Source organism: Micromonospora sp. NPDC005173, from assembly GCF_040608515.1.
In the GTDB taxonomy this organism is placed as follows: domain Bacteria; phylum Actinomycetota; class Actinomycetes; order Mycobacteriales; family Micromonosporaceae; genus Micromonospora.
Map to the genome: position 1 here is coordinate 51,673 of NZ_JBEXIK010000024.1, position 26,279 is coordinate 77,951.

Annotated in this window: 32 protein-coding genes; 3 read left to right on the forward strand and 29 right to left on the reverse strand. The window is 70.3% G+C overall.

The window, feature by feature from the left end; translation table 11 throughout:
* The first annotated feature begins 205 nt into the window (after positions 1-205).
* Together ABZV00_RS24010 and ABZV00_RS24015 are read left to right on the forward strand one after the other, a co-directional pair.
* Entirely contained in the window at positions 206-6,058 is a 5,853-nt protein-coding gene (locus ABZV00_RS24010; RefSeq protein WP_355609839.1) for a ThuA domain-containing protein, read from the forward strand.
* A 71-nt stretch (positions 6,059-6,129) separates the two neighbouring features.
* Entirely contained in the window at positions 6,130-6,669 is a 540-nt protein-coding gene (locus ABZV00_RS24015) for a hypothetical protein (RefSeq protein WP_355609841.1), read from the forward strand.
* Between the two features lie 62 nt (positions 6,670-6,731).
* Here ABZV00_RS24015 and ABZV00_RS24020 read toward each other — a convergent pair whose 3' ends face one another.
* From ABZV00_RS24020 to ABZV00_RS24035, 4 genes are read right to left on the reverse strand one after another with little or no spacing between them, the layout of a single operon-like run.
* On the reverse strand, positions 6,732-7,694 hold the full coding sequence (locus ABZV00_RS24020; RefSeq protein ID WP_328420482.1) for an aldo/keto reductase: 963 nt from the start codon (positions 7,692-7,694) through the stop codon (positions 6,732-6,734).
* A gap of 37 nt (positions 7,695-7,731) precedes the next feature.
* Positions 7,732-8,532, reverse strand: coding sequence for a nucleotidyltransferase domain-containing protein (locus ABZV00_RS24025; RefSeq protein WP_355609844.1), 801 nt, complete (start codon positions 8,530-8,532; stop codon positions 7,732-7,734).
* On the reverse strand, positions 8,529-10,208 hold the full coding sequence (locus tag ABZV00_RS24030; RefSeq protein WP_355609846.1) for an ATP-binding cassette domain-containing protein: 1,680 nt from the start codon (positions 10,206-10,208) through the stop codon (positions 8,529-8,531). The genes ABZV00_RS24025 and ABZV00_RS24030 overlap by 4 nt, the downstream gene beginning before the upstream one ends.
* Before the next feature lie 40 nt (positions 10,209-10,248).
* Positions 10,249-10,854, reverse strand: coding sequence for a methyltransferase (locus ABZV00_RS24035; RefSeq protein ID WP_355609848.1), 606 nt, complete (start codon positions 10,852-10,854; stop codon positions 10,249-10,251).
* A 102-nt stretch (positions 10,855-10,956) separates the two neighbouring features.
* Here ABZV00_RS24035 and ABZV00_RS24040 point away from each other — a divergent pair, with 102 nt between their 5' ends.
* Positions 10,957-12,021, forward strand: coding sequence for a hypothetical protein (locus tag ABZV00_RS24040; protein ID WP_355609850.1), 1,065 nt, complete (start codon positions 10,957-10,959; stop codon positions 12,019-12,021).
* Positions 12,022-12,089: 68 nt separating this feature from the next.
* Here ABZV00_RS24040 and truA read toward each other — a convergent pair whose 3' ends face one another.
* From truA to rplP, 25 genes are all read right to left on the reverse strand, one after another.
* On the reverse strand, positions 12,090-12,920 hold the full coding sequence (truA, locus tag ABZV00_RS24045) for a tRNA pseudouridine(38-40) synthase TruA (protein ID WP_355609852.1): 831 nt from the start codon (positions 12,918-12,920) through the stop codon (positions 12,090-12,092).
* A gap of 67 nt (positions 12,921-12,987) precedes the next feature.
* Positions 12,988-13,545: a 50S ribosomal protein L17 gene (rplQ, locus tag ABZV00_RS24050; protein ID WP_328420494.1), complete on the reverse strand. Its 558-nt coding sequence runs from the start codon at positions 13,543-13,545 to the stop codon at positions 12,988-12,990.
* Positions 13,546-13,579: 34 nt separating this feature from the next.
* Complete coding sequence (locus tag ABZV00_RS24055; RefSeq protein ID WP_089018953.1) at positions 13,580-14,602, reverse strand: DNA-directed RNA polymerase subunit alpha; 1,023 nt, start codon at positions 14,600-14,602, stop codon at positions 13,580-13,582.
* 99 nt (positions 14,603-14,701) lie between these two features.
* The gene (gene rpsD / locus ABZV00_RS24060; protein ID WP_089018952.1) at positions 14,702-15,328 is read right to left on the reverse strand and encodes a 30S ribosomal protein S4; all 627 of its coding nucleotides are present in this window, start codon (positions 15,326-15,328) and stop codon (positions 14,702-14,704) included.
* 13 nt (positions 15,329-15,341) lie between these two features.
* Positions 15,342-15,749, reverse strand: coding sequence for a 30S ribosomal protein S11 (gene rpsK, locus ABZV00_RS24065; RefSeq protein ID WP_007073011.1), 408 nt, complete (start codon positions 15,747-15,749; stop codon positions 15,342-15,344).
* Positions 15,750-15,767: 18 nt separating this feature from the next.
* Positions 15,768-16,148, reverse strand: a complete 381-nt coding sequence (gene rpsM / locus ABZV00_RS24070; RefSeq protein WP_184178702.1) for a 30S ribosomal protein S13 — start codon at positions 16,146-16,148, stop codon at positions 15,768-15,770.
* A 266-nt stretch (positions 16,149-16,414) separates the two neighbouring features.
* Positions 16,415-16,528: a 50S ribosomal protein L36 gene (rpmJ, locus tag ABZV00_RS24075; RefSeq protein ID WP_012184307.1), complete on the reverse strand. Its 114-nt coding sequence runs from the start codon at positions 16,526-16,528 to the stop codon at positions 16,415-16,417.
* A 91-nt stretch (positions 16,529-16,619) separates the two neighbouring features.
* Positions 16,620-16,841, reverse strand: coding sequence for a translation initiation factor IF-1 (gene infA / locus ABZV00_RS24080; RefSeq protein WP_007073013.1), 222 nt, complete (start codon positions 16,839-16,841; stop codon positions 16,620-16,622).
* 300 nt (positions 16,842-17,141) lie between these two features.
* A complete protein-coding gene (locus ABZV00_RS24085) occupies positions 17,142-17,735 on the reverse strand; it encodes a DUF1707 domain-containing protein (protein WP_328420505.1) in 594 nt (197 codons plus the stop codon).
* Positions 17,736-17,908: 173 nt separating this feature from the next.
* The gene (gene map, locus ABZV00_RS24090; RefSeq protein ID WP_355609856.1) at positions 17,909-18,760 is read right to left on the reverse strand and encodes a type I methionyl aminopeptidase; all 852 of its coding nucleotides are present in this window, start codon (positions 18,758-18,760) and stop codon (positions 17,909-17,911) included.
* Positions 18,761-18,847: 87 nt separating this feature from the next.
* A complete protein-coding gene (locus tag ABZV00_RS24095) occupies positions 18,848-19,501 on the reverse strand; it encodes an adenylate kinase (RefSeq protein WP_328420509.1) in 654 nt (217 codons plus the stop codon).
* On the reverse strand, positions 19,502-20,830 hold the full coding sequence (gene secY / locus ABZV00_RS24100) for a preprotein translocase subunit SecY (RefSeq protein ID WP_328420511.1): 1,329 nt from the start codon (positions 20,828-20,830) through the stop codon (positions 19,502-19,504).
* 233 nt (positions 20,831-21,063) lie between these two features.
* A complete protein-coding gene (rplO, locus tag ABZV00_RS24105; protein ID WP_112584816.1) occupies positions 21,064-21,507 on the reverse strand; it encodes a 50S ribosomal protein L15 in 444 nt (147 codons plus the stop codon).
* Positions 21,507-21,689 (reverse strand): 50S ribosomal protein L30, encoded by a 183-nt coding sequence (rpmD, locus tag ABZV00_RS24110; RefSeq protein WP_151488125.1) that lies wholly within the window; start codon positions 21,687-21,689, stop codon positions 21,507-21,509. Before rpmD ends, rplO begins: the two co-directional genes overlap by 1 nt.
* The gene (rpsE, locus tag ABZV00_RS24115) at positions 21,689-22,303 is read right to left on the reverse strand and encodes a 30S ribosomal protein S5 (protein ID WP_328420521.1); all 615 of its coding nucleotides are present in this window, start codon (positions 22,301-22,303) and stop codon (positions 21,689-21,691) included. The genes rpmD and rpsE overlap by 1 nt, the downstream gene beginning before the upstream one ends.
* Positions 22,304-22,336: 33 nt before the next feature.
* Positions 22,337-22,714: a 50S ribosomal protein L18 gene (rplR, locus tag ABZV00_RS24120; protein WP_354995205.1), complete on the reverse strand. Its 378-nt coding sequence runs from the start codon at positions 22,712-22,714 to the stop codon at positions 22,337-22,339.
* 8 nt (positions 22,715-22,722) lie between these two features.
* Positions 22,723-23,265 (reverse strand): 50S ribosomal protein L6, encoded by a 543-nt coding sequence (rplF, locus tag ABZV00_RS24125; RefSeq protein ID WP_328420525.1) that lies wholly within the window; start codon positions 23,263-23,265, stop codon positions 22,723-22,725.
* A gap of 16 nt (positions 23,266-23,281) precedes the next feature.
* The gene (gene rpsH / locus ABZV00_RS24130) at positions 23,282-23,689 is read right to left on the reverse strand and encodes a 30S ribosomal protein S8 (RefSeq protein ID WP_007465270.1); all 408 of its coding nucleotides are present in this window, start codon (positions 23,687-23,689) and stop codon (positions 23,282-23,284) included.
* 116 nt (positions 23,690-23,805) lie between these two features.
* Positions 23,806-23,991 (reverse strand): type Z 30S ribosomal protein S14, encoded by a 186-nt coding sequence (locus ABZV00_RS24135; protein WP_007465272.1) that lies wholly within the window; start codon positions 23,989-23,991, stop codon positions 23,806-23,808.
* Between the two features lies 1 nt (position 23,992).
* The gene (rplE, locus tag ABZV00_RS24140; protein WP_196929473.1) at positions 23,993-24,559 is read right to left on the reverse strand and encodes a 50S ribosomal protein L5; all 567 of its coding nucleotides are present in this window, start codon (positions 24,557-24,559) and stop codon (positions 23,993-23,995) included.
* Complete coding sequence (gene rplX / locus ABZV00_RS24145; protein WP_355609861.1) at positions 24,559-24,879, reverse strand: 50S ribosomal protein L24; 321 nt, start codon at positions 24,877-24,879, stop codon at positions 24,559-24,561. Before rplX ends, rplE begins: the two co-directional genes overlap by 1 nt.
* Positions 24,876-25,244, reverse strand: a complete 369-nt coding sequence (rplN, locus tag ABZV00_RS24150; RefSeq protein WP_015619002.1) for a 50S ribosomal protein L14 — start codon at positions 25,242-25,244, stop codon at positions 24,876-24,878. The genes rplX and rplN overlap by 4 nt, the downstream gene beginning before the upstream one ends.
* A gap of 97 nt (positions 25,245-25,341) precedes the next feature.
* On the reverse strand, positions 25,342-25,620 hold the full coding sequence (gene rpsQ, locus ABZV00_RS24155; RefSeq protein ID WP_328420534.1) for a 30S ribosomal protein S17: 279 nt from the start codon (positions 25,618-25,620) through the stop codon (positions 25,342-25,344).
* Positions 25,617-25,853, reverse strand: coding sequence for a 50S ribosomal protein L29 (rpmC, locus tag ABZV00_RS24160; protein WP_007465283.1), 237 nt, complete (start codon positions 25,851-25,853; stop codon positions 25,617-25,619). Before rpmC ends, rpsQ begins: the two co-directional genes overlap by 4 nt.
* Positions 25,853-26,278: a 50S ribosomal protein L16 gene (gene rplP / locus ABZV00_RS24165; protein WP_007465292.1), complete on the reverse strand. Its 426-nt coding sequence runs from the start codon at positions 26,276-26,278 to the stop codon at positions 25,853-25,855. Before rplP ends, rpmC begins: the two co-directional genes overlap by 1 nt.
* Position 26,279: the final 1 nt, after the last annotated feature.

Below are 26,279 nucleotides of genomic sequence, written 5' to 3' on the forward strand. Positions count from 1 at the left end.
TCCTGTTCGGAATGTCGCCTGCCGTTGCAGAACCGTTACCCGTCGGCATCTTGCCCGACATTGATCCAGCCGAATTAATTTGTTCAGCGATTCGACAAAATGCTGGAGTGGGCGCCCTGGCACGGCGCCCGCACCGGCTCCATCTGGGACGGTCTTCGGCGAGCCGGCCCCCGCGATCCCTGTCCACCGCGACATAGGAGGCGGCGTGTCCGATTCTCGTCGTGCCCGCGTACCCATCACTGCGACCCTGATCTCCCTTGCCCTCGCCTCGACGACCCTGTTCGGGCTGCCGGCGCAGGCGGCTCCCGCCGCGCAGGCCGCACCGGCCGCACAGGCCGCGCCAGCGGTCGTGCAGGCCGCCCCGGCCACCCAGCCACTCCCCCGGGCGGCCCAGGCCGCCGACGAGCCCTTCTCCGTCCTGGTGTTCTCCAAGACGGCCGGCTTCCGCCACGACTCCATCCCCACCGGTCTCGCCGCCATCCAACAACTCGGCGCTGCCAACGGATTCACCGTGGACAGTTCGGAGGACGGTGCCGCGTTCACCGATGCCAATCTGGCGAAGTACAAGGCGGTGATCTGGCTCTCCACCACCGGCGACGTCCTGGACGCCGAGCAGCAGGCGGCGTTCGAGCGTTACGTGCGTGCCGGCGGCGGTTACGTCGGCATCCACGCCGCCTCGGACACCGAGTACAGCTGGGCCTGGTACGGCGACCTGGTCGGCGCGTACTTCGCCAACCACCCGGCGAACCAGCAGGCCACGGTCAAGGTGGAGGACCACGCCCACCCGTCCACCGCTGAACTGCCGGACCGCTGGTCCCGGTTCGACGAGTGGTACAACTACCAGACCAACCCCCGGCCGGACGTGCACGTGCTGGCCACCCTGGACGAGAAGAGCTACACCCCGGGTGCCGGCGCGATGGGCGCCGACCACCCGATCGCCTGGTGCCAGGACTTCGACGGCGGTCGTTCCTGGTACACCGGGGGCGGGCACACCCGGGAGTCGTACGCCGAGCCGGAGTTCCTCAACCACCTGCTCGGCGGCATCCGGACCGCCGCCGGCGTGGCGGACGCCGACTGCGGCGCCTCGAAGACCACGAGCTTCGAGAAGGTCGCCCTGGACAGCAACACCAGCAACCCGATGGAGCTGGACATCGCGCCCGACGGGCGGGTCTTCTACATCGAGCGCGACGGCCGGGTGCAGATCGTCAAGCCGGACACCGGCAGCACCGTCACCGCCGTCGACCTGGACGTCTTCACCGGCAACGAGGACGGCCTGATCGGCATCCGGCTCGACCCGGACTTCGCCACCAACAAGTGGGTCTACCTCTACTACGCCCCGAACGACGGCATCGCGCGCAACCTGCTGTCCCGGTTCACCGTGACCGGCGACACCATCGACCCGGCCAGCGAGAAGCAGGTGCTGCGGGTCGACACCCAGCGCAACACCTGCTGCCACGCCGGCGGCAGCATGGCGTTCGACGGCGACGGCAACCTCTACCTGGCCACCGGTGACAACACCAACCCGTTCGAGTCCAGCGCGTACACGCCGATCGACGAGCGGCCGGGACGCCAGGACTTCGACGCGCAGCGCACCTCTGGCAACACCAAAGACCTGCGCGGCAAGGTGATCCGGATCCACCCGGAGGACGACGGGACGTACACCGTCCCGGCGGGCAACCTCTTCCCGTCCGGCACCGAGAAGACCCGTCCCGAGATCTACGCGATGGGCTTCCGCAACCCGTTCCGGATCGGCACCGACCCGGGCACCAACACCCTCTACGTCGCGGACTACGGGCCGGACGCCAACGCCGACAACCCGAACCGGGGCCCCCGGGGCCTGGTCGAGTGGAACATCGTCACCCCCGGCAACTACGGCTGGCCGTACTGCACCGGAACGAACGAGGCGTACAACGACTACACGTTCCCGTCCGGCCCGAGCGGGGCGAAGTTCGACTGCGCGGCTCCGGTCAACAACTCGCCCAACAACACCGGCCTGGCCAACCTCCCGCCGGTCGTACCGGCGACCGTCGACTACGGCTACGCCGGTGACGCGCGGTACCCGGAGATCGGCGGCGGCGGAGCCCCGATGGGCGGCCCGGTCTACCGGTACGACGCCGACCTCGACTCCGACCGGAAGTGGCCGGCGTACTACGACGGCAAGGCGCTGCTCGGCGAGTGGAACCAGTCGAAGATGTACACCATGCAGGTGACCGCCGACGGCAAGTCGTTGGTGGACATCAACCAGCTGCTCACCGGGATGAGCATGATCCGGCCGATGGACTTCGAGTTCGGCCCGGACGGCGCGCTCTACCTGATCGAGTGGGGCAGCGGCTTCGGCGGCAACAACGACAACTCCGGCGTCTACCGGATCGACTACATCGCCGGTGACCGCGCACCGATCGCGGTGGCGGCGGCCACCCCGACGTCGGGGCCCGCACCGTTGACGGTCGCCTTCTCCAGCGCCGGCTCGCGGGACCCGGACGGTGGCACGCTCACCTACGCCTGGGCCTTCGGCGACGGGCAGACCTCCACCGAGGCCAACCCGACGCACACCTACGCCACGGCGGGCAGCTTCACCGCCCAGCTCACCGTCACCAACCCGAAGGGCCGTACCGCGGTGGCCAACGTGCCGGTCACCGTGGGCAACACCGCGCCGACGGTGACCATCGAGTTCCCGCCGGACGGCGGCTTCTTCGACTGGGGTGACCAGGTCCGCTACACGGTCACGGTGACCGACCCGGAGGACGGGCAGATCGACTGCGACCGGGTGCAGCTCCAGGTGCTGCTCGGTCACGACGAGCACGCCCACCCGCTGGAGCAGCACACCGGCTGCACCGGCACGGTCCAGACGTCGCTCGCCTCCGGGCACGGCGCCGAGGCGAACGTGTTCGCGGTCTTCGAGGCCACCTACACCGACGAGGGTGGCGCTGGTGGGGCCGGACCGCTCACCGGGCGGGCCATCGAGCAGTTGCAGCCCAAGCGCAAGCAGGCCGAGTACTTCACCGCCACCGGGCGGGCGCCGGTGAGCACCGGCGGCGGCGACGCCGGCGTGCAGCGGGAGACCACCGGCGACACCGCCGGCGGCGGCCAGAACATCGGCTTCATCGAGGACGGCGACTGGTGGTCGCTCGCCCCGGCGAACCTCACCAACATCACCGACATCCGGTTCCGGGCCGCCTCGGCCACCTCCGGAGGCCGGATCGAGGTCCGCGCCGGTGCGGTCGACGGACCGGTGGTCGCCACGGCCACCGTCCCGGGCACCGGCGGGTGGCAGACGTACACGGACGTGACCGCGCCGGTGACCGGCGCCGGGAGCGGCACGCTGTACTTCGTCGCCCGGGACGCGAACGGTGGCGCGGGATCGCTGCTCAACGTCAACTGGATGGACTTCCTCGGCCGCGGCGTCACCGAGAACGCGCCGCCGGCGGTGAGCGCCACCGCCACCCCGGCCACCGGCACCGCGCCGGTAACCGTCGCCTTCGACGGCACGGCCACCGACGCCGAGGGTGACACCCCGCTGACGTACGCCTGGGACTTCGGTGACGGCGGCACGGCGACCACTGTGGACGCCAGCCACACCTACACCAGCCCGGGCACCTTCACCGCGACCCTCACGGTGACCGACAGCAAGGGCGCCAGGGCGTACGCCACGGTGCCGGTGCGGGTGGACGCGCCGAACACGTCCTGCTTCGGGGCGCGCTCGGACGACTTCACCGGCGCCAGCCTCGACAAGAGCCGGTGGACCAGCGTGGTCCGGGAGAACCAGCTCTACTCGGTCTCCGGCGGCGCGCTGCGGCTGCCCACCGCGGTGGGCGACCTCTACGGCGGCCGCAACGACGCCACCAACCTGGTGCTCCAGCCGGCTCAGAGCGGAGCCTGGCAGGTGACCACCCGGGTCACCCTGCCGGTGACGACCAACTACCAGCAGGCCGGCCTGCTGGTGTACGGCGACGACGACAACTACGCCAAGCTGGACCTGCTCTACTCGGGCAGCCGGCGGGTGGAGTTCATTCGCGAGACGGCCGGCACGCCCCGCAACGAGGCCGCCGACAGCACCGCGGCACCCGCCGGTGACACCCTGCACCTGCGGCTCAGCAGCGACGGGACGAACCTGACCGCGGCCGTCTCGGCCGACGGGCAGACCTTCACCCCGGTCGGCCGGTCGGCCGCACTCGCCGGCATCACCAACCCGCGGATCGGGCTCTTCGCGCTCAACGGCGGCACCGAGGCGCCGGTGGTGGACGCCAGCTTCGACTGGTTCCAGATCACGCCGGACGCCCCGGCCGGACCGGTCGTGCCGTCGGACGAGTTCACCGGCGACACGCTGGACAAGTGCCGGTGGAACGCGATCCTGCGGGAGGACCCGAACGGTTACCGGGTCACCGGTGGCGCGCTGCGGGTCGACGTGCCCAACGGTGACATCTACGGCGGCGACAACACCGGGCCGAAGAACTTCATCCTCCAGACCGCGCCCTCGGGCGACTGGACCCTGGAGACGAAGGTCGACGGCAGCCTGCTGAACGAGCAGTACCAGCAGGCCGGCCTGATCGTGCACGGCGACGACGACAACTACCTGAAGTTCGACTACATCGCGGACAACCAGCCCGGCCAGCCGGTGACGCGGCGGATCGAGTTCCGCAGCGAGATCGGCGGGACGGTCCAGAACCCGCAGCCCGAGGCGGGCAACCTGACCAGTGCGGTGTGGCATCTGCGGCTGGCCCGCAGCGGCGACACCTTCACCGCGTCGTACTCGGCTGACGGGACGACCTGGACCGCGTTGACCGCGCTCACCAACAGCGCGGTCGGGGCCACCCCGAAGGTCGGGCTGTTCACCCTCGGCGCCAACCAGACCGCCTCGAAGACCGCCGGGTTCGACTACTTCCGGCTCAGCACCGAGGTGGCCGACGAGACCGCACCGGTGACCACGGCGGCGGTCTCCGGCACCCCGACCGACGGTTGGTACACCGGGCCGGTGACGGTCACCCTGACCGGCGTCGACGAGGCCGGCGGCAGTGGGTTGGCCGGTACGGCGTACCAGCTGGACGGGGCCACCACCTGGACGGATTACACCGCTCCGGTGGCGGTCAGCGGGGACGGCGAGCACGAGCTGCGGTTCCGCTCGACCGACGAGGCGGGCAACGTGGAGTCGACGAAGACCGTCGCGGTCAAGATCGACGCCACCGCGCCGGTCACCTCGGCGACGTTCGCTCCCGCGAACGACGCCGGCTGGCACAACGGGACCATCCCGGTCGTGCTGACCTCGACCGATGCCGGGTCCGGGGTCAGCACGGTGGAGTGGTCGCTGGATGGTGGCGCCTGGACGCCGTACTCGGCACCGGTCGAGGTGACCGGTGACGGGCAGCACGAGCTGCTGTTCCGGTCCACCGACAAGGCGGGCAACGCCGAGACGCTCAAGTCGGCGGTGCTGCGGATCGACGGCACCAAGCCGACGCTGCTGGTGTCCGGGATCGCCGATGGTCAGCTCTACGGGGACAGCCAGGATGTCCGGGTGTCCTGGCAGGCCGTCGACCCGACCTCGGGCATCGCGACCGTGGTCGGCGACCTGGACGGCCAGCCGTACGTCAGCGGCACTCTGCAGGCCATGTACGAGCTGCCACTCGGCCTGCACGAGCTGACCGTGACCGCGACCGACAAGGCGGGCAACAAGACCACCTCGGCGGTCCGGTTCTTCGTCACCACCTCGTTCCGGGACATGCAGAACCTGCTGGACCGGTTCAAGGCGACGGGGCGGCTGTCGGCCAAGGCGCACAAGCAGTTGACGGCGAAGCTCGACGCGGCTCGGAAGGCCGAGGCGTCCGGCAAGGACGCTCAGGCGATCAAGCAGCTGACCGCGTTCCGGGCGCTCGCCGCCGACGCCACCCTGGTGGCGGAGGCCGAGATCCGGGACGTCCTGATCCGGGACGCCGACGCCATGATCGTCCGGCTCGGCGGCGCGGCCAGCCAGGCCGGGGTCCGGGCCAATGACGGCGAGCCGGTCAAGGGTGCCGGGCGGCTCGGTGGCGACGCCACCCGGCTCGCCCCCGGTCGCCAGCTCTGATCCGACGAGGCCCCTCCCCGACGCTCCGGTGCCGGGGAGGGGCCTCCCTCATCCGTAGTGAGGAGACGTCCGTGACGCGTATCCGCAAGGGATTCGCCGCCCTGCTCGTCGGACTGGCCCTGATCCTGTTCTCGGCGGCTCCGGCCGCAGCGCACACCGGCAAGCTCAAGCTGACCGTGGCCGGCGACGGGGCCGACGGGGTCACTGTGCAGGCCACCTACGCCGACGGGCATCGGCTGGACAAGCCGGTGCGGTTGACCCTCACCGGCACGGGCCCGGAGGGTCGGCGGCTCGGCCCGGTGCAGTTGGAACCGGCACCCGAGGGGCAGGGCTTCTACAGCAGCGGCCCGCTACTCTCCCCCGGCACGTGGCGGGTGACGGTGAGCGCCCCGGCGCCGAACCCCGGTCAGGCCGGGGCCGAGGTGCAGGCGCGGCCGGCGCAGTCGCCTCCGCCGGCTCCCGCGCGGGTCGCCGTGACGGCGCCGGCGGCGGCCGACGGTCGCGCCGCCGCGGACGGGAGCGCCTGGTGGTGGCCGGTCGGGCTGGCCGCCCTGGTGCTCACCGCGCTGGCGGTGGCGGTGGCGATGCTGGTCAGCCGCCGCCCCGACTGACCGTCAAGGGTGATCGGGCCGGGCCGCCATGAGCGGCCCGGCCCGCCGCCCGACAACGCGACTCAGAGGATGGCGCGCAGCGCCGCCAGGTCCTCGTCCGTGGGCTCCCAGGTGCCGGCGGCGGCGTTGGCGTGCACCTGCTCGGGCGTGGTGGCCCCGGCGATCACCGAGGTCACCGCCGGCTGGGCGGCCAGCCCGCCGATCGCCACCTGGAGCATGGTCAGCCCCCGCTCGGCCGCGTACGCCTCGATCGCCTCGATGGTGTCCCAGTCGGCGGCCGCGAGCCGTTCGGCGTACCGGCCACCGCCGGAGAGCCGGCTGCCGGCCGGCGGCTGCCCGTCGCGCCGGTACTTGCCGGTGAGCAGACCGTTGGCGAGCGGGAAGAAGGGCAGCATGCCGAGCCCGAACCGCTCACAGGCCGGGATCACCTCGGTCTCCACGGACCGCTCCACCAGGCTGTAGTGGTTCTGCGCGCTGATGAAGCGGGCCCGGCCGTTGGACGAGGCGACCCAGTCCGCGTCGGCGATCTGCCACCCGGCGAAGTTGGAGTTGCCCAGGTAGCGCACCTTGCCGTCGCGGACCAGGTCGTCCAGGGCCGCCAGCGTCTCGTCGATCGGGGTGCCCGGGTCGGGCTCGTGCATCTGGTAGAGGTCGATGTGGTCGGTGCCGAGCCGGCGCAGCGACGCCTCCACCGCGCGGGCGATGTAGCGCCGCGAACCCCGGGCACCGAAGTCCGGCCCGTTCAGGCCGTTCATGTCCATGCCGAACTTGGTGGCCACCACCACGTCGTCCCGGCGGCCCTTGAGCGCCTGCCCGAGCAACTCCTCGGAGCCGCCCTGCGGCTCGCCGTAGATGTCGGCGGTGTCGAACAGGGTGATCCCGGCGTCCAGGGCGGCGTCCACCACCGCGCGGGTACCGTCGAGGTCGAGCTTGCGGCCAAAGTTGTTGCAGCCGATGCCGACCACGGACACCACGAGCCCGGAGTCGCCCAGCCGGCGATAGGTCATCTCAGTCACGAGATCCACCCTATGCCGGCCGGTTGTGGGCCACCTCGGCGGCGGCTCAGCCGACCACCTCGGTGACCAGCTCGCGGGCGGCGCTGAGGGTGGCGGTCAGCTCGGCGGGGCTGCGGCCGACGGCGCCGAGCAGTGCCTGCGCCCGCTGCTCGAAGTCCGGCGGCGCGCCGGGCAATCGCCCCGCGGCGGCGATCATCCCCTTCTCGTTGACCAGCCACCGGCCCGCTCGGGCGTGCAGCACCTGGGCGAGCACCCCGACCACCCGGAACAGGCAGCCGGCGACGTACCCGCTGTCCCCGCCGGCGCTGGCCTTGGCCGCGCCGGCCAGCAGGAACCCGGCCTCCCAGCCGCCGGCCACCAGCGCGTCGGCCAGCGCGGGCGGATACTCCCGGGTCTGCTCCTTCAGCCGGGTCAGCTGGCCGGTCGGGTCCGCCAGCACCTGGCACAGCGCCACCTCGCCCAGGTAGGCGGACGAGTAGAACCCGAGCGGGTGCCCGGCCTGCACCCCGACCTCGTACCGACCGGCCCGGCAGTCCGTCCAGACGCGGTGCACCCGGTCGAGGTCCCGGTAGATCCAGTCCACGGCGGACCCGTCGACCCGCAGCCATCCACCGCCGTCGACCCAGCGGCCCCAACCACCCGGGGCGGTGAGCGCGACGTCGGTGTCGTCGGCGACCGTCGCGGCGACCGCACGCAGCGCCGGCACGTCCAACTCACCCCGGTAGTACAGACCCAGGTCCCAGTCGGAGTCCGGGCGATGCTCGCCGCGTGCCCGGCTACCGCCGAGCGCCACGGCCACCACCCCCTCGACGGCGCACAGCCGGTCGGGCAGGTCGGCGGGGATCACCCGACGTCCCAGACCGGCTCCGGGGTCTCCGCCACCTCGCTGTCCCCACGGAACAACACGAACCGGTCGAAGGAGCGGGTGAACCAGCGGTCGTGGGTGACCGCGATCACGGTCCCCTCGAACGCGTTCAGGCCCGCCTCCAGCGCCTCGGCGCTGGCCAGGTCGAGGTTGTCGGTGGGCTCGTCCAACAGCAGCAGGGTCGCCCCGGACAGCTCCAGCAACAGCACCAGGAACCGGGCCTGCTGCCCACCGGAGAGGGTGCCGAAGCGCTGGTCGCCCTGGGCGGCCAGCTCGTACCGGCTGAGCACACCCATCGCGGCGTGCCGGTCCATCCCGGTCCGGTGCTCGTCGCCCCGCCAGAGGATCTCGACCAGCGTCCTCGACATAAGCTCCGGCCGGTCGTGGGTCTGGGAGAAGTGCCCGGGGCGGACGCGGGCACCAAGCCGGGCCGTGCCGTCGTGCGCCACCGGGGCGAGCGCGCCCGCACCGTCGACCGGCCCGTTCGCCGGGTCGGGGTCGGTGCCGCCCCGGGCCAGCAACCGCAGGAAGTGCGACTTGCCGGTGCCGTTGGCACCGAGCACAGCCACCCGGTCGCCGTACCAGATCTCCAGGTCGAAGGGGTAGGTCAGGCCGTCCAGCTCCAGCTGCTCGCAGACGACCGCGCGCTTGCCGGTCCGCCCGCCGGTCAGCCGCATCCGGATGTCCTGGTCCTTCGGCGGTACGGGCGGCGGCCCGGCCTCCTCGAACTTGCGCAGCCGGGTCTGCGCGGCCTGGTAGCGCGAGGCCAGCCCGTCGTTGTACGCCGCCTTCTGCTTGTACATCAGCATCAGCTCGCGCAGCTTCTGGTGTTCCTCGTCCCAGCGCCGGCGCAGCTCGTCGAGACGGGCGTGTCGGGCCACCCGCGCCTCGTACCAGCTGGCGAAGCCACCCGGGTGCACCCAGGCGCTGCCGCCCTCCACGGCGACCACCCGGTCGGCGGTCTGGGCCAGCAGCTCGCGGTCGTGCGAGACGTAGAGCACCGACTTGGTCGACTCGCGCAGCCGCGCCTCCAGCCAGCGCTTGCCGGGCACGTCGAGGAAGTTGTCCGGCTCGTCGAGCAGCAGCACCTCGTCGGGGCCGCGCAGCAGCAGCTCCAGTGCGAAGCGCTTCTGCTGTCCACCGGAGAGGGTGCGGACCGGCCGGTCCCGGACGCCGTCCCAGGACAGGTCGAGCACGATGGTGGCGACGGTGTCGAAGAGCACCTCGGCGTCGTACCCGCCGGCCTCACCCCAGGCGCCCAGCGCGTCGGCGTACGCCAGCTGGGCCTTGCCGGCGGCGGTGCTGTACTTGCCGCGGACCTCGGCCGCCCGCATGGCCGCCTCGGTCTCGCCGAGCCGGCGGCCGGCCTCGCGCAGTGCCGGTGGGGCCAGCGACAGCGCCATGTCGGCCAGCGTCGACTCGTCGCCGATCATGCCGATGAACTGGCGCATCACGCCCAGCCCGCCGGCCCGCGCGACGGCGCCGGTACGCACCGGCAGGTCGCCGGCGACCATCCGCAGCAGCGTCGTCTTACCCGCGCCGTTCGGCCCGACCAGGGCGACCTTGCTGCCCTCCCCGACCCGGAACGACACGTCGGCGAAGAGTTCCCGACCGTCGGGCAGGATGTGCCCGACCGCTGCCACATCCACGTATCCCACGCCGGGATCCTGCCCCAGTGAGGGCCGGGGGGACATCCAATTACCGGGTGACCCGCAGCACTCGGAAGCCCTTCTGGCTGGCGCACCGCTCAACCTGCCAGCCCTGTTCGGTGAGCCAGCGGTGCAGTGAGTCGCCGCCGAGGTGCCGGGCGACCACCAGCCAGCCGACGCCGTCCGGGGCGAGCCGGGGCAGCCAGCGCAGCAGCAGGTCGTGCAGCCCGTCCTTGCCGATCCGGATCGGCGGGTTCGACCAGAGCTGGGCGAAGCGGATCTCGGCCGGTACGTCGTCCGGCGCGCTGACCCGGACCCGGTCGGCGGCGCCGACCCGGACCGCGTTGGCCGCGGTCAGCTCGCGGGCGCGGGCGTTGACGTCGACCGCCCAGACGGTGCTCGCCGGTGCCGTGTCGGCCAGCACACTGGCGATCGGCCCGAACCCGCAGCCGAGGTCGAGCAGGTCGCCGGTGGTGTCGGCGGTGGGCAGCTCGGCCTTCCGCAGGAGCACGGCGGTGCCCGGGTCGAGACGGCTGGCGGAGAAGACCCCGCCGGCCGAGGCGAGCCGGTAGTCGCGGCCGGCCACGGAGAACTCGACCTCGCGCGGCGGGGCGTCGCTGGCGGGCTGAGCGCTGAAGTAGTGGTCGCCGGTCACGCCGGCAATTCTCGCACCGGCCCGGGCACGCCATGACACGGCCCACGCGTACATTTCCCATTATTACCCCCTAAAGGGACAATGCCTCTTACTCTGGGCGACATGGTGTATCGGTACGAGTCCGATGAGGACGCTTTCGAGGAGTACCCGGAGCCCGGGTCCGACCTGGCGGTGCCCGGCGGCCCGCCCCCGCCGGCCGGGCCCTCTCCGTCGCGCTTCCCCACCCCGTCGCTGCGCCGGCCGAACCAGATCGCGCTGCCGTCGTCCCAGCCGCCGCCGGTCCGTGCCGACATCCCGCCCGCCGCGCCTCGCGACCAGGTCTACACCTCGGCACAGCCGATCGAGGCGCCCCCCGAGCGCAGCGGTGGCCGACTCTGGCAGGTGCTGATCGGCGGCGCGGCCGTCCTGGTCCTGCTCGCGCTCTGCGGCCTGGGCGTCGCCGCGCTGCTGATGGATCGCGACCCGCAGCCGCAGGCCACCCCGACCTACCAGCCGAACGCCGCCGCCGCGTCCGCCGCCCCGGCGGAACGGCAGGACCTCGACTCCCGGGACACCGACCAGGCTCCGCTCACCGCCAAGGAACTCTTCCCCGGCAAGGAGCTGAAGGTCACCGACGGCCAGCCGGCCTACAAGGTGCTCAAGACGCACTCAAGCGGCAGCTGCGCCGTCGCCGCCACCGACGAGGTGGCCGACCTGCTGGTCCGGCTCGGCTGCAACCAGGTGGTCCGGGCCACACTGCGGACTCCCGACGGCGACCACCTGGTCACCACCGGGCTGTTCAACCTGACCGACAAGGTCAGCGCGGAACGGGTCCGGGACCGGATCCGGCAGCTGCTCGACGAGCGGCAGGGCCGATTCCGGGGCCTGGTCGGCAGCGACGGCGACGGCAGTGACGTGGTGGCCACCGCCCCGGCGCGGGTCGGCTGGCAGGTCCGCGGCCACTACCTGGCGTACGCGCTGGTGGTCCGTGCGGACGGGACCGCGGTCAAGTCCGGGGACACCAAGGTCCGGGAAATCCTCTTCGACATGATCGAGCTGCACCTCAGTCAAGGCGTGCTGCACAAGCGGGTCGACGGCGGCACGGCCGGGCAACCGACCCCGGGCCCGACGGAGAGCGGCGCAACGCAGAGCGGCGGCACCCGCAACGACAGTCTGCCGGGCGACTGACCTCGCCCCGCCGGCTACGGTCCCGGCCGTCGGCGGTCCAGCCCTCGATCGGGACCCGGTCGGCGCGGTCAGCCCTCGACCGGGACCCGTAGCCGGCGGGTGAGGTCGGCGCGGCGGGCGTACTCGGCCGGGTCGGCCGGGTAGCCGACCTCGACCAGGGTCAGTCCGTGCGCCGGCGCGACGGTCACCTCGCTGGACCGCTCCTGGCGGGTGAGCAGGCTGCCCGGCCACTCCACCGGGCGGCGGCCGTCCCCGGCCACCAGCATCGCCCCCACCAGGCTGCGCACCATGGCCTGGCAGAACGCGTCCGCCTGCACGGTGGCGACCAGGATGCCGTCCGGGTCACGGCGCCAGTCCAGCCGGGTCACCTCGCGCAGGGTGGTCGCGTTCTCCTTGCGCCGGCAGTACGCGGCGAAGTCGTGCTCCCCGACCAGGCCGGTCGCCGCGGCGTTCAACGCGGCCAGATCCAGCGGCCTCGGCCAGGCCAGCACCTCGTGCCGGCGCAGCGGCTCCGCGCCGTACCGGGCGTCGGTGACCCGGTACTCGTAGCGGCGGAAGGTGGCCGAGAAACGGGCATCGAAGTCGGCCGGCATCTCGGTCATCGCCCGTACCCGCACGTCGGTGGGGAGCAGCCGGGCCAGCCGGCGCAGCAGCCGCTGCTCGTGCTGCCGCCACACGTCGGCGGGGAGGTCCAGGTGGCAGACCTGCCCAGTGGCGTGCACCCCCGCGTCGGTCCGCCCGGCCACGGTCAACCCGGTGGCCGTGCCGGCACCGAGCACCAGGTCCAGGGTCTCGACGAGCACCCCGGCGACCGTGCGCCGGGTCGGCTGGGCGGCCCACCCGGAGAAGCCGGTGCCGTCGTACGAGACGTCCAGCCGCAGCCGGATCCGCTCGTCCACCTCGTACCTCCAGTTATGGGTCGGGCCCGACACCCCGATGGGGTGCCGGGCCCGACGTTGCCCTTGATCAGGCCTTGTTCTCGGTGGCCTCGTCGCTGTCCTCGCGGGCGGCGGCGGTGTCACCGGACGCCGACACCGGCGCCTCGGAGTCCTGGTCGGCCTGGGCCGACTGCGGGGTCTCCTCGGCCGGGGCGAGCGCCTCGACCTTGTCCTGCTGCGCGGCCTTGCGGGCGGCGGTCTTCTTGTTCGCCTTCGGCTCGGCGACCTGAAGCTCCTCCACCAGCTCGATGATCGCCATCGGCGCGTTGTCACCCTTGCGCGGACCGGTCTTCACGATCCGGGTGTAGCCGCCGGGGCGGTTGACGTACCGGGGCGCGATCTGGTCGAACAGGGCGTAGACCACGTCCTTGTCCTTGACGACGCCCAGCACCCGCCGCCGCGCGGCCAGGTCACCGCGCTTGGCCTTGGTGATGAGCTGCTCGGCCAGCGGACGCAGCCGCCGGGCCTTCGTCTCGGTGGTCTTGATCTTGCCGTGCTGGAACAGCGCGGTGGCCAAGTTGGCCAGCATCAGCCGCTCGTGCGCGGGGCTGCCGCCGAGGCGGGGGCCCTTGGTGGGCGTGGGCATGCTTGGTGCTCCTCAGTTGTGGCGGCAGCGCGGACTAGAGCTGCTCGGTCTCGCGGTAGTCGTCGGTGTCGTAGTCGGCCTCGCCGAAGGTGTCCACGACGTGCGCCGGGTCGAAGTTCGGGGCCGAATCCTTCAGCCCCAGGCCCATCCCGGCGAGCTTCATCTTGACCTCGTCGATCGACTTCTGACCGAAGTTGCGGATGTCGAGGAGGTCGGCCTCGGTACGCCCGATGAGCTCACCAACGGTGTTGATGCCCTCGCGCTTGAGGCAGTTGTAGGAGCGGACGGTGAGGTCCAGCTCCTCGATCGGCAGGGCGAGGTCCGCCGCCAGCTGGGCGTCCTGCGGGGACGGCCCGATGTCGATACCCTCGGCGGTCTCGTCCAGCTCCCGGGCCAGCCCGAACAGCTCCACCAGCGTCGAGCCGGCGGAGGCCAGCGCGGTACGCGGGCCCATCGACGGCTTGGTCTCGACGTCGATGATCAGCCGGTCGAAGTCGGTGCGCTGCTCGACGCGGGTCGCCTCGACGCGGTAGGTCACCTTGAGCACCGGCGAGTAGATCGAGTCGACCGGGATGCGGCCGATCTCGGCGCCGGACTGCTTGTTCTGTGCAGCCGTCACGTAGCCCCGGCCCCGCTCGACGGTCAGCTCCATGTCGAGCCGGCCCTTGCCGTTGAGGGTGGCGAGCTTCAGGTCCGGGTTGTGCACCGAGACGCCGGCCGGGGGCTGGATGTCACCCGCGGTCACGTCGCCCGGGCCCTGCTTGCGCAGGTACATGCTGACCGGCTCGTCGTGCTCGGAGCTGACGCACAGCTCCTTGATGTTCATGACGAGCTCGACCACGTCCTCCTTGACACCGGGGATCGTGGTGAACTCGTGCAGCACGCCGTCGATCTTGATCGAGGTGACCGCGGCACCCGGGATCGACGACAGCAGCGTGCGCCGCAGCGAGTTGCCCAGGGTGTAGCCGAAGCCCGGCTCCAGCGGCTCGATGGCGAACCGCGACCGGGTCTCGTTGATCGACTCCTCGGAGAGGGAGGGTCGCTGGCTGATGAGCATGGTTTCTCTTCTCTTCCGGGACGCCCGCTATTTGACGCCCACGACACAAACTGTTCCGGTGGCCCGCCCCGGAGGGCGGGCCACCGCAACGAGCTCCGACTACTTGGAGTAGAGCTCGACGATCAGCTGCTCCTGGACCTGCGTGTCGATGACCTGCCGGGCCGGGAGGGAGTGCACCAGGATCTTCATCTGGCTGGGGATGGCCTCGAGCCAGGCCGGCACCGCCCGCGAACCCGCCTGAGCCTGCGCCACGATGAACGGGGTGAGCTCCTTGCTCTTGCCCCGGACCTCGATGATGTCGTGCTCCTTGACGCGGTACGACGGGATGTCGACCTTCTTGCCGTTCACCGTGAAGTGACCGTGCTTGACCAACTGGCGGGCCATGTCCCGCGAGTGGGCGTAGCCGGCCCGGTAAACGACGTTGTCCAGCCGCGACTCGAGGATCTGCAGGAGGACCTCACCGGTCTTGGCCTGCTTGCCAACGGCTTCCTCGTAGTAACCGCGGAACTGCTTCTCCAGCACGCCGTAGACACGACGGGCCTTCTGCTTCTCACGGAGCTGGAGCAGGTACTCCGTCTCCTTGGTGCGGCCGCGGCCGTGCTGCCCGGGCGGGAACGGCCGGGACTCGAACGGGCACTTCGGGCCATCGCACTTGCTGCCCTTGAGGAACAGCTTCATCTTCTCCCGCCGGCAACGGCGGCAGTCAGCACCGGTGTAACGAGCCATCTCTCTCTACCTCTCAGACCCGGCGACGCTTCGGCGGACGGCATCCGTTGTGCGGCTGCGGGGTGACGTCGGAGATCTGCCCGACCTCGAGGCCCACGGCCTGCAGCGAACGGATGGCGGTCTCCCGGCCGGAGCCGGGGCCCTTGACGAACACGTCGACCTTGCGCATGCCGTGCTCCATGGCCCGACGCGCGGCGGCCTCGGCGGCCAGCTGCGCGGCGAACGGAGTCGACTTGCGGGAGCCCTTGAAGCCCACCTGGCCCGCGGAGGCCCAGGAGATGACCGCACCGGTCGGGTCCGTGATGGACACGATGGTGTTGTTGAAGGTGCTCTTGATGTGCGCCTGCCCGTGGGCGACGTTCTTGCGTTCCTTGCGCCGGACCTTCTTTACAGCGGCTCCGGCACGAGCCTTCGGTGGCATAAGTCTGTGCGCTCCTAGTTACTTCTTGCCGGGCTTCTTCTTGCCGGCGACGGTCCGCTTCGGGCCCTTCCGGGTCCGCGCATTGGTCTTGGTCCGCTGGCCACGCACGGGCAGGCCCCGGCGGTGCCGGATGCCGGCGTAGCAGCCGATCTCGACCTTGCGGCGGATGTCAGCGGCGACCTCGCGGCGCAGGTCGCCTTCAACCTTGTAGTTGCCCTCGATGTGGTCGCGGAGCTGAACGAGCTCCTCGTCCGTGAGGTCCCGAGCGCGCTTGTCCGGCGAGATGCCGGTGGCGGCGAGCGTCTCCAGGGCGCGGGTACGACCCACGCCGAAGATGTAGGTGAGCGCGATCTCCATCCGCTTTTCGCGGGGGAGATCCACGCCGGCTAGACGTGCCATGTGCGGGCGTACTCCTCGTGATGTGTGGCGGAGGTGTGGACCCGTCCCACCCCGCTACCGGCCGTCCCGTCTTTCCGACGCTGTCAGCGCCGGCGACCGGGATCGGTCGTTGCCCGAGCGGGCCCCGGCCTCCGACCGGGGGTCAGCCACGCAGAAGTACGTCTCGCGTACCGCTCGTGGCTGGGACGAGCATTTGTGTTGTGTGCGTCGCTGGGGATCTGCCCGGACCAACACCACCCGGCCGTGATCCGGCCGGACGGGCTGAGTCAGCCCTGGCGCTGCTTGTGGCGCGGGTCGGTGCAGATCACCATGACCCGGCCGTGCCGGCGAATCACCCGGCACTTGTTGCAGATCCTCTTGACGCTCGGCTTGACCTTCACGGTTGCCTTACTTCCCATCTGGCCCGGGGACGCGCAGAGCACGAGACCGGACGTCGAAGACGGACACGGGACTTCCCGGCCGCCGTCAGGACTACTTGTAGCGGTAGACGATGCGCCCGCGGGTCAGGTCGTACGGCGAGAGTTCGACGACGACCCGGTCCTCCGGCAGGATGCGGATGTAGTGCTGCCGCATCTTGCCGCTGATGTGAGCCAGCACCTTGTGGCCGTTCGCGAGCTCCACCCGGAACATAGCGTTCGGCAGGGGCTCGATGACCCGACCCTCGATCTCAATGGCTCCGTCTTTTTTCGGCATGTCCTCCGCTGTCCTGACGTCGATTGCTCCGGGCGGCCCACAACGTCTTACGCGGGAAACTGACCAAGAATCAGAAGCCCGCGCCAGCCGCGGCTCCAGGTCCCACCGAAGCGCAGGGTGGGCATGCCGGAGTGGACGCTGTGCGCCGAGCTGAAAGTGTACGCCGGCCTGCGGGCGGTCGCCAAACCGGCCACCCACCGCACCGCCGTGTCGGCCGCCGGTCCCCCGTCCGAGCGTCCGATGATCTCCGCGGGCGGTCGCCGGCCGGGGTCACCAGACCGGCTCCCCCACGCCGGCGGATCAGCCGGCCGGTCGCGGCTCGTCCCGTTCGTCCGGTCCACCGGCGCGCAGCTCCCGTCGGCGGTCCCGCTTCGCCCGCTTGCGCTGCCGGCGGCGCTCCCGCTGGATCGCCTGGCGCCGCGGCTCTCCCCCGGTCAGCCCGGTGACCGTGCGGACCACCAGCACCGCGCCCCACGGCCCGGCCACCCAGGCCGGCCAGAAGTAGAGCAGTTCCCGGCTGAGCAGCGAGGTCACCGCCCAGATGGTCACCACGATGGCGATCACCCGCAGGTACGGCAGCCACACCTCGGCGAGCCAGCGGGCGGTGACGCCACCGGCCGCCACCGGGGCGGGCTGGCCGCCCGTACCGCCGGCCAGCAGCCCGGCAGCCGGCGGGGTGACCGCCGCCAGCGCCGACTGCTCCGGGGGCGTCACCGGTGGCAGGTCGGTGAGCAGCACGTCCAGCTCGGCGTAGGTGCGCGCGGCGTAGGCCCGCTGCAACCGCTCGTCGTACTCGTGCAGGTCCAGTCGGCCCTCGCCGAGGGCCACCCGCAACCGGTCCGCAACCGCCTCACGGTCCGCGTCAGCGGCTCGCATCCCGTCCCGCCCGTCCATGCCGGCAAGCATGCCACCGACACGCCAGCGGCGTCCCACCCGGTCGTTCCGCCTTGATCCACCCGGGTCGCCGCGACCTCCGGCGCTGGCCCTGCCGGCGCTGGCCCTGCCGGCGCTCGCCTGACCGGGTCGCCAGCCCGGCGCTCGTCCGGCCGGGTCGCGGTAGGTGTTGGTCAGGGGGCGGTCGAGGCGGCGGGCTGGCGTGCGGTGACCAGGTCGCCGAGTCGGGCCCGGCCGCCGTCGAACGCGGTGAGCACCCAGACTCCGTCGGGCAGCAGCGCCATCGAGTGCTCGACGTGGGCCGCAACCGAGCCGTCCCGGGTGACCACCGTCCAGCCGTCGGCGAGCTCGACCGTGCGCGGGGACGCCATGGTGATCATGGGCTCGATGGCCAGTGCCATGCCGGGGACCAGCCGTGGGCCCTTGCCCGGACGGCCGTGGTTGAGCACGTGCGGGTCCTGGTGCATCTCGGTGCCGATGCCGTGCCCGCCATAACCGTCGACGATGCCGTACCGGCCGCCCTTGCGGACCGCGGTCTCCACCGCGTGGGAGATGTCGGTGAGCCGCCCCTTGCCGCTGGCCGCACCGCGTGCGGCGGCGGCGATGCCGGCCCACATGGCGTCCTCGGCAACCTCGGCCATCTTGAGCAGCGCCGGGTCGACGTCGCCGACCCCGACGGTGATCGCGGAGTCGCCGTGCCACCCGTTCAGCACCGCACCGCAGTCGATCGAGATCAGGTCACCGTCCCGGAGCACCTGCCCCGGCGAGGGGATGGCGTGCACGACCTGCTCGTTGACCGAGGAGCAGATCGACGCCGGAAACCCGTGGTAGCCCTTGAACGACGGGACGCCACCCGCCTCGCGGATGGTCGACTCGGCGATGGCATCCAGGTCGGCCGTGCTCACACCGGGGGCCACCGCGTCGCGCATCCGGCGCAGCGCCTCGGCCACCACCAGCCCGGCGGCCCGCATCTTCTCGATCTGGTCAGGGGTCTTCAGCTGGATGTCCAGCTGGGGACGACGCATGGAGCCATTACCTTTCGTTGCCGAACAGCGGGGCACGTCGCACGTACCCCGCTGTTCGCACTCTATCCGCCGTGGCCCGGCGGGACCTCAGCCGCCGTACGACCGCAGCGCGTCGATGGCCCGGGTGGTGACGTCCTCCACCGGGCCGGTGGCGTCGATTCCGACCAGCTTGCCCTGAGCGCCGTAATAGTCGACCAGAGGGGCCGTCTTCTCGCTGTACTCCCGCAGCCGGGTGGCAATGGTCTCCGGCTTGTCGTCGTCGCGCTGGAACAGCTCGGCGCCGCACCGGTCACAGATGTCGGGCCGGGTGGTGGCGTCGAACTCGACGTGCCAGATCTTGCCGCAGCCCCGACAGGTACGCCGGCCGGAGAGCCGCCGGATCACCTCGTCGTCGTCGACCACCAGCTCCAGGACCAGGTCCAGTGCGGTGCCCAGGTCGGCGAGGAGCTTGTCCAGCGCGGCGGCCTGCGGAGTGGTCCGCGGGAAGCCGTCGAGCAGGAACCCCTCGCTGGCGTCGGGCTCGGCCAGCCGGTCCCGGACCATGTTGATGGTCACCTCGTCCGGAACCAGCTCGCCAGCGTCCATGTACCGCTTCGCCTCGATGCCGAGCGGCGTGCCCTGGGTGACGTTCGACCGGAAGATGTCCCCGGTCGAGATCTTCGGCACCGAGAGATGGGCGGCGACGAACTCGGCCTGTGTGCCCTTGCCCGCGCCCGGTGGGCCAACCAGAACGAGTCTCATCTACCGCAGGAACCCTTCGTAGTTCCGCTGCATGAGTTGGCTCTCGATCTGCTTCACGGTCTCCAGACCGACGCCGACCATGATGAGCACAGCGGTGCCGCCGAACGGGAAGTTCTGGTACTGCTGGTTGTCCAGCCAGATGAAGAAGAAGTTCGGCAGGATCGAGATGACGCCGAGGTAGAGCGCGCCCGGCAGGGTGATCCGGCTGAGGATGAAGTCCAGGTAGTCGGCGGTCGGCTTGCCCGGGCGGATGCCCGGCACGAACCCGCCGTACTTCTTCATGTTGTCTGCGACCTCGGTCGGGTTGAACGTGATCGAGACGTAGAAGTACGTGAAGAAGATGATCATCAGGAAGTAGACCGTGATGTAGATCGGGCTACTCGGGTTGACCAGGTTGTTCTGGATCCACGCCTGGGTCTTGCCCGGGTCGGTCTGATCGAAGAACTGCAGGGCCAGCTGCGGCAGGTAGAGCAGCGACGAGCCGAAGATGACCGGGATCACACCGGCCTGGTTGACCTTGAGCGGGATGTAGGTCGAGGTGCCGCCGTACATCCGCCGGCCGATCATCCGCTTGGCGTACTGCACCGGAATGCGGCGCTGTGCCTGCTCGATGAAGGTGACCGCGGTGATGACCACCAGGACCAGCGCGATGACCAGGGCGAACATGTCCCAGCCCTTGCTGGTCTTGATCTGCCAGCCCTCGCTGGGCAGCCGGGCCGCGATCGAGGTGAAGATCAGGACGGACATGCCGTTGCCGACGCCTCGGTCGGTGATCAGCTCACCGAGCCACATGACCATGCCGGTACCAGCGGTCATGGTCATCACCAGGATGACCAGGGTCAGCCAGTCCGGGATGCCGGTGCCCGTGGGGATGATCGGGAACTGGTCGCAGCGGTTCTGGAAGAGCTGCCCCGAGCGGGCCAGCGCCACGAACGCCGAAGCCTGCAGCACACCGAGACCAAGGGTCAGGTAGCGGGTGTACTGGGTGATCTTTGCCTGGCCGGCCTGGCCCTCCTTGCGGAGCTGCTCCAGGCGCGGGATCACGACGGTGAGCAGCTGCAGGATGATCGACGCGGTGATGTAGGGCATGATGCCCAGCGCGAAGACCGAGAGCTGTAGCAGCGCTCCGCCGGAGAAGAGGTTGAGCAGGTTCAGCACACCCGTCGACTCACCCTGGAGGGTGTCGAGGCACTTCTGCACGTTGCCGTACGAGACGCCCGGACTGGGGAGCGTTGCACCCAGCCGGTAGACCGCGATGATGCCTACTGTGAACAGCAGCTTCTTGCGCAGGTCAGGCGTACGGAACGCACTGAGAAAGGCGGACAGCAACTTCTTCCTCCTGCGCGAGGCGGGCCGCCGGTGATCCCTGGCGGGTCGGGGTGGATCCCGGGCGAGCGCCCGGAATCCATGGCTGGGATGGGACTCTAACAGCCTCATCCCGGTCCGGGCAGATGCGCCCGGCTACATAAACCGATTCCGATATTACCGGGCGCATACGCCCCAGGCAGACCATGGCGCCCGCCAGTTGCTCACAACTGGACGGGCGCCATGGGTTGTACGCCTTACAGCTCGGTGGTGGAGCCACCGGCGGCGGCGATCTTCTCCTTGGCCGACGCACTGAACGCGTGCGCCGACACCTGGAGCGCCACCCCGCCGAGGTCCCCGGTGCCGAGGACCTTGACCGGGTGGCCCTTGCGGACCGCACCGGACTCGACCAGCTCCAGCGGGCCAACCTGGCCGCCGTTCGGGAACAGCTCGGCGAGCCGGTCCAGGTTGACCACCTGGAAGACCACCTTGAACTTGTTCTTGAAGCCCTTCATCTTCGGAAGGCGCATGTGGATGGGCATCTGCCCACCCTCGAACGCCGCCGAGATGTTCTTGCGGGCCTTGGAACCCTTGGTACCGCGACCAGCGGTCTTGCCCTTGGAACCCTCACCGCGACCCACACGGGTCTTCGCGGTCTTGGAACCGGGCGCCGGGCGCAGGTGGTGCACCTTGATCGTCATTACTCGACCTCCTCGACCTTCACGAGGTGGCTCACAGTGAAGATCATGCCGCGGATCTCGGGCCGGTCCTCCTTGACCACCACGTCGTTGATCCGCTTGAGGCCGAGCGAACGCAGCGAGTCACGCTGGTTCTGCTTGGTCCCAATGCCGGATCGGAGCTGGGTGACCTTCAGACGTGCCATCAGTGCGCCACCCCCGCACGCGACGCCAGCATGGCGGCCGGCGCGACGTCCTCCACCGGCAGGCCACGACGCGCCGCGACCTGCTCGGGGGACTCAAGCCCCTTCAGGGCCGCCACGGTGGCGTGCACGATGTTGATCGGGTTCGACGAGCCGAGGCTCTTCGAGAGCACGTCGTGGATCCCGGCGCACTCCAGCACGGCGCGCACCGGACCACCGGCGATGACACCCGTACCGGCCGAGGCCGGCTTGAGCAGCACGACGCCTGCGGCGGCCTCGCCCGTGATCGGGTGCGGGATCGACTGACCGATCCGCGGGACCTTGAAGAAGTGCTTCTTGGCCTCCTCGACACCCTTGGCGATGGCCGCGGGCACCTCCTTGGCCTTTCCGTAGCCCACGCCGACCGTGCCGTCGCCGTCGCCCACGATCACCAGGGCGGTGAAGCTGAAGCGACGACCACCCTTCACGACCTTGGCGACGCGGTTGATCGCGACGACCCGCTCGAGGTGCGGGGTCTTCTCGACGGGCGCGTTTCCGCGGCCGCCCTCACGGCGGTTGTCGCGGCGACCACCCTCGTTGCCACCGGACCCGCCGCCACGGCGCTGTTGACCTGGCATCAGCAGCCTTCCTTATCTCTCGTGACGGGGTTGTTAGAACTCGAGCCCGGCTTCGCGGGCAGCATCGGCAAGCGCGGCGACTCGCCCCGCGTACCGGTTGCCACCGCGGTCGAAGACGACCTTGGAAACGCCGGCGGCCTTGGCCCGCTCGGCGAGCAGCGCGCCCACCTTGCCGGCAAGGGCGCTCTTGTCGCCCTCGGCACCGCGCAGCGAGGCGTCCAGGGTCGACGCCGACGCCAGGGTGTGACCCTTGGTGTCGTCGACGACCTGGGCGACCATGTGCCGCAGGGAGCGGGTGACGACCAGGCGCGGACGCTCGGCCGTACCGCTGACGTTCTTGCGGACGCGGAAGTGCCGACGCGCACGCCCAATGGCGCGCTTGGCGGCGACACCGCGGCGGCGCTTGAGCAGCGTGGCGCTCACTTCTTACCTGCCTTTCCGGCCTTGCGGCGGATGACCTCGCCCTGGTACTTCACGCCCTTGCCCTTGTAGGGCTCCGGCGGACGGATCTTCCGGATGTTGGCGGCGATCTCGCCGACCTGCTGCTTGTCGATGCCGGCCACGTGGAACAGGGTCGGCCGCTCCACCGTGAAGGTGATGCCCGCCGGCGCGGGAACAACCACCGGGTGCGAGAACCCGAGCGCGAACTCGAGATCCGTGCCCTTGGCGGTGACCCGGTAACCGGTGCCGGCGATCTCCAGGCTCTTGCGGTAGCCCTCGGTCACGCCGACGATCATGTTGGCGATAAGCGTACGGCTCAGGCCGTGCAGTTCCTTGGCCTTGCGCTCATCGTTCGGGCGGTTGACGCTCAGCTGCCCATCCTCGGCCCGCTCGATCGTGATCGGCTCGGCGAGGGTGTGCTGGAGCTGGCCCTTCGGGCCCTTGACCTTGACGGTCTGCCCGTCGATCGTGATGTCGACGCCGGCTGGCACCGGGATCGACTTACGTCCAATTCGCGACATTTCTACCTGTCTCCCGTTACCAGACGAAGGCGAGGACTTCCCCGCCAACACTCCGCTTGCGGGCCTGCCGGTCGGTCAGCAGCCCCTGGGACGTCGAAATGATCGCCACGCCCAGCCCACCGAGCACCCGGGGGAGCCCGTCCGACTTGGCGTACACCCGGAGACCGGGCTTGGACACGCGCTTGATGCCGGCCAGGCTCCGCTCGCGGTTCTGGCCGTACTTCAGCTCGACGACCAGTCGCTTGCCGACGGCGCCCTCCTCGGGCTCCTCGACCGACCAGGTGGCGATGTAACCCTCGGCCTTCAGGACCTCGGCAATGTTCGCCTTGATCTTGGAGTAGGGCATCTTCACCTGGTCGTGGTACGCCTGGTTGGCGTTACGCAGACGCGTGAGCATGTCTGCGATCGGGTCGGTCATCGTCATGGATTTCGTCAGCCTTTCTCGCCGGGGTTCCCGGGGCATCGACCCCGGGCCTACGGCGAAGAGCAATACCTAATCGGTGCAGGAGTTCCCGGCCTACAGCCGGGACGCGGTCGCCCTTACCAGGAAGCCTTGGACACACCCGGCAGCTCACCGCGGTGGGCCATCTCCCGGATGCACACCCGGCAGAGACCGAACTTGCGGTAGACCGCCTTCGGACGCCCGCACCGCTGGCAGCGGGTGTAGGCGCGAACCGAGAACTTCGGCTTCGCGGCCGCCTTGATGATCAGCGCCTTCTTGGCCATCTCAGTTCTCCTTGAACGGGAAGCCCAGGAGCTTGAGCAGCGCCCGGCCCTCGTCGTCGGTCGTGGCGGTGGTGACCACCGTGATGTCCATGCCCCGCTGGCGATCGATCCGGTCCTGGTCGATCTCGTGGAACACCGACTGCTCGGTCAGGCCGAACGTGTAGTTGCCGTGCCCGTCGAGCTTGCGCCCGTCCAGACCGCGGAAGTCGCGGATACGCGGCAGCGCGATGGACAGCAGCCGGTCCATGAACTCCCACATCCGGTCGCCGCGAAGGGTCACCTTCGCGCCGATCGGCATGCCCTCGCGGAGCTTGAACTGCGCGATGGACTTGGTCGCCCGCCGCACCTGCGGCTTCTGGCCGGTGATCGTGGCGAGGTCGCGGACCGCGCCGTCGATCAGCTTGGCGTCGCGAGCAGCCTCGCCGACACCCATGTTGACGACGATCTTGACCAGCCGCGGCACCTGCATGGGGTTGCCGTAGCTGTGCTGCTCACGCAGCTGCGCCGCGATCTCGTTGCGGTACCGCTCCTTGAGGCGCGGCATGGTCTTTTCGGTAGCCGTGGTCATCACAGGTCCTTACCGGTGCTACGCGCGATGCGGACCTTCTGGCCGTTGTCGTCGATCCGGTAACCGACGCGGGTCGGCTTGCCGTCGGAGTCCAGGACCTGCACGTTCGAGACGTGGATCGCGGCCTCCTGGGTGACGATGCCGCCGGTCTTGGCGCCACGCTGGGTGGTGCTGATGCGGGTGTGCTTCTTGACCCGGTTCACGCCCTCGACCAGGACCTTGTCCTGCCGCGGGTAGGCCGCAATGACCTTGCCCTTGGCACCCTTGTCCTTGCCGGTGATGACGACGACCGTGTCGCCCTTCTTGACCTTCACGGTCACAACACCTCCGGCGCGAGGGAAATAATCTTCATAAACCGCTTGTCCCGCAGCTCCCGGCCCACCGGGCCGAAGATGCGGGTACCGCGCGGGTCCCCGCCGTCCTTGATGATGACGGCGGCGTTCTCGTCGAAGCGGATGTACGAACCGTCCGGCCGCCGCTTCTCCTTGGCGGTGCGGACGATGACCGCCTTGACGACGTCGCCCTTCTTCACACCGGCACCCGGGATCGCGTCCTTGACGGTGGCCACGATGACGTCGCCGATGCTCGCGTAGCGCCGACCGGAGCCACCGAGAACCCGGATGCACAGGATCTCCCGAGCACCCGTGTTGTCGGCGACGCGCAGTCGCGACTCCTGCTGAATCACGTCTATCTCCTATGTCTGCCGGTTCTCCGGCCGCCGTGGCGGCCGGAGCCTGGCGGAACCAACGCCCGACGCAACGCCGGGCGAGCTCGAGCTTTCGCTACTTGGCCTTTTCCAGGACTTCCACGATCCGCCAACGCTTGGTGGCGCTCAGCGGCCGGGTCTCCATGATCAGGACCCGGTCGCCGGTGCCGGCGGCGTTCTGCTCGTCGTGGACCTTCAGCTTGCTGGTCCGGCGCATGATCTTGCCGTACAGCGCGTGCCTGACCCGGTCCTCGACCTCGACCACGACGGTCTTGTCCATCTTGTCACTCACCACGAGGCCCTCACGGACCTTGCGGCGAGCCCGCACGGTGGCGGTGGTGTTCTCGTCGGTCATGATGCAGTCACCTCAGTCGGCGCGGCCGAGAGCCCCAGCTCACGCTCACGCATGATCGTGTAGATCCGGGCGATCTCCCGACGGATGACCTGCAGCCGCCGGTTGTTGTCCAGCTGCCCGGTTGCGGCCTGCACGCGGAGGTTGAACAGCTCCGCCTTGGCCTCCCGCAGCTTCGTGACCAGCTCCTCTTCGGAGAGCTCACGCAGCTCGGTCGCCTTAACGCCCGCTGCCATCAGGATTCACCCACTTCGCGCGTAACAATGCGGCACTTCATCGGGAGCTTGTGGATCGCGCGACGCATGGCCTCTCGCGCAATCTGCTCGTTGGGGAAGGACATCTCGAAGAGCACCCGCCCCGGCTTGACGTTCGCGACCCACCACTCGGGCGAGCCCTTACCGGAACCCATCCGGGTCTCGGCGGGCTTCTTGGTGAGGGCCTGGTCCGGGAAGATCGTGATCCAGACCTTGCCACCACGCTTGATGTGACGGGTCATCGCGATACGCGCTGACTCGATCTGGCGGTTGGTCACGTACGCCGGCTCGAGAGCCTGGATCCCGAACTCGCCGAACACCACCCGGTTACCACCCTTGGACGCGCCACTGCGGTCCGGGTGGTGCGGCTTGCGGAAGCCCTTCGGGGGCTTGCGCGGCATCAGCATC